This window comes from Leeuwenhoekiella nanhaiensis (assembly GCF_002744755.1).
Taxonomy (GTDB): Bacteria; Bacteroidota; Bacteroidia; order Flavobacteriales; family Flavobacteriaceae; genus Leeuwenhoekiella; species Leeuwenhoekiella nanhaiensis.
The window spans coordinates 1-2,396 of the sequence record NZ_KZ319322.1 but is presented as its reverse complement, the minus strand read 5'-3'; the positions used below and the strand labels follow the sequence as shown (position 1 = coordinate 2,396).

The following is a 2,396-nucleotide window of genomic DNA, read 5'->3' as shown; positions in this document are numbered from 1 at the left end:
AACCTTCGTTGAAGCCGTTGAAATAGCCATTTGTAAGCTTTTGAATCTCTTCCGCTTTAAGCGAAATGAATTCCATCTTTCGGCTATTGTTGATGAAGGAAACAGAATCGCTTACCGAGTTGACAAAGCGCTTAACGTTGTCATCCAGTTCTTGCACAATTCCTTTAGAAACTTTCCTAAATGGATTTACATATTTTGAGTTGTTAAGTGCTTTATTCTTGGTTAATATGAAGAACAAATAACACTTGTGCTCAATATGCCCACGACCTTTAAAATGCTCGTGTGTGGCTTTCTCTAAGAAAGTTGAATTCGGAAGTTGTTCCGAAGAATAAGATTTCTTCAAGTAGATATCCTGTTTATGTACCACAGTCCCAATAGGTAGGGACTTCAAAGCCTGAAACCAAGCACCGTGCATATCCTCAAAGTCCTTTTCGGACAACGAATAAATTTCAGGTAGATTACCTTCATAGCTCAGAACGACATTGCCATTATTAGCAAACACGATATTGTCCTGAATATCTGCAATGGGTTGATATTTAGAAAGGTTAATCTTGTTCATAGTCGAAGCCTGAATTTCTTTTGTTGCTGATAATTTTCGGGAATGCGTTGGCAGTTTGAAATAGCTGAGGGTTGTGGGTAATTCTTGTCAATGCTACATAGAGCGCAGCGTTAAAAACCAGTACGCCTATAATTATCCCAAAGCTGAAAGAAAAAATGATGACCAAAAGGGATGCGAGAATGGAAACCATCATTAAAGCAAACAGGGAAATGGGCAGCCCAAAAATAACCGCCCGTTTCCTGATGTTTTTATAGACCTCGAATTTCTTCATTATACTACGATTCCAATTAGGTAAGTGAATATGCCAACTACCGCACCGGCAATCAAAACAAAGACGAGAACGCGGGTAATCCCTTTTTTAAGGTCAGCATTTTCGCCAAAGAAATGTCCTGCATTAAAGAGGAAACCAACAAGGAAAATGACACCAAGTAAAATGGGAAATACGGTTCTTATAGTATCGCCCACATCGTTAACGGAATCTTCAATGCCACCAATTTGAGCAAATAGCGAAGTGGATAAAAGCGAAAAAAAGGATGCTAAATAGAGTGATTTTTTCATAACGTAACAGTTTAAATTTTTGTGTTGTTTTCGTTATGGGAAATTTACATATATTTGAATATAAATAACTGAAAATCAAATATTTGTGAATAAAATATTATTTGATATTGTTTGAATTCCGTTGCTATTATTTGGTATCAAATGCTATGAAATTTTGACGTGAAGTTGTTGATAACCTGAAAATTGAAAATGAAAAAAGTGCTCAAAAACGTCAGTTTTGTGATTTTACTTTTGAAAATGTGCCTCGTTTTCGGACAGGAAACGAGTGCTCATAAACGAATTGTAATTGACGTTGGACACGGTGGAAAAGATTCGGGTGCAATCGGTATAAATGGCATCCAAGAAAAGGATGTTGTACTCAATATTGCAAATGCCACATTAAAGTTGAATGATGAGTTAGATAAACCTTTGGAAATTTACTTAACCAGGTACACCGATACGCTCATTTCTTTAACGCAAAGGTCGAAGCTGACCAAAGCCTTAAAAGCAGATTTGTTTGTGTCGCTGCATTGTAATCATTCGGATAATCCAAATGCAAGAGGCGTGGAAGTTTATGTGGCAGGTGCAACATCTGTATATTCAGATGATGCCACTTGGTTTGCATTTCAAATGCAAGCTGCACTCAATAAAAAATTGGGATATGAAAGTAGAGGTGTAAAGTTTGCCAACTTTCAAGTGCTTCGGGAAACTATTGATGATTGTCCCTCGATTCTTTTAGAATTGGGGTTTTTGAGTAATGAGGATGAAGGCAAGTATATTTCAGATTCCAATAACATCCAAAGTATCGCATTGACCGTTTTGCAATCCCTTCAAGATTAATAGTATTATGAGAGACATTTTTTTAGAATTGACAAAGAGCCTGAAAGCCATTGTAGTACAATTTATTTCTGAAGTGATTCTGTTGTATAAATCGTTCAGAAGTTAAATCATTAAAGCATAGCATCAGCGGTTATAGTTGATACAACTATACTTAGAACTATATAAAACAATATTTATATTTAAGTATTTGCTTAAATACGTAATTAATTATACCTTTGTTCGTCTAAATAGTTATTATGAAAATGGAAATTTCTTGTACGAGAGCTGAAGCTGACCATAAGCAGTTACTAAACTGCAAAACGGTCATTGATGGTATGACCAATGATTTCGATAAAATAACAAAACTACTGTCCATTTCAGGTAATGAGGTACGTTTAAAAATTCTATTCCTCTTAAATATGGAAAAAGAACTGTGCCCTTGTGATCTTGCCGACATTTTAGGTATGAGTGTTCCCGCGGT

At 35.9% G+C, this 2,396-nt stretch carries 5 protein-coding genes; 2 read left to right on the top strand and 3 right to left on the bottom strand.

Translation table 11 applies throughout. The annotated features are described in order from the left end of the window. The 3 genes from CJ305_RS19175 to CJ305_RS19165 all read right to left on the bottom strand — a co-directional run. The coding region (locus CJ305_RS19175; RefSeq protein WP_143469425.1) for a DUF3875 domain-containing protein at nt 1–559 on the bottom strand (559 nt) is incomplete at its 3' end. After that, complete coding sequence (locus CJ305_RS19170; RefSeq protein WP_099647830.1) at nt 546–830, bottom strand: hypothetical protein; 285 nt, start codon at nt 828–830, stop codon at nt 546–548. The genes CJ305_RS19175 and CJ305_RS19170, both read right to left, overlap by 14 nt. Beyond that, a complete protein-coding gene (locus CJ305_RS19165; RefSeq protein ID WP_099647829.1) occupies nt 830–1,117 on the bottom strand; it encodes a hypothetical protein in 288 nt (95 codons plus the stop codon). Before CJ305_RS19165 ends, CJ305_RS19170 begins: the two co-directional genes overlap by 1 nt. A gap of 189 nt (nt 1,118–1,306) precedes the next feature. Here CJ305_RS19165 and CJ305_RS19160 point away from each other — a divergent pair, with 189 nt between their 5' ends. Next, entirely contained in the window at nt 1,307–1,936 is a 630-nt protein-coding gene (locus CJ305_RS19160; RefSeq protein WP_099647828.1) for an N-acetylmuramoyl-L-alanine amidase family protein, read from the top strand. Between the two features lie 236 nt (nt 1,937–2,172). After that, nucleotides 2,173–2,396: ArsR/SmtB family transcription factor (locus tag CJ305_RS19155; RefSeq protein ID WP_143469424.1), on the top strand; the 224-nt coding region annotated here is incomplete at its 3' end.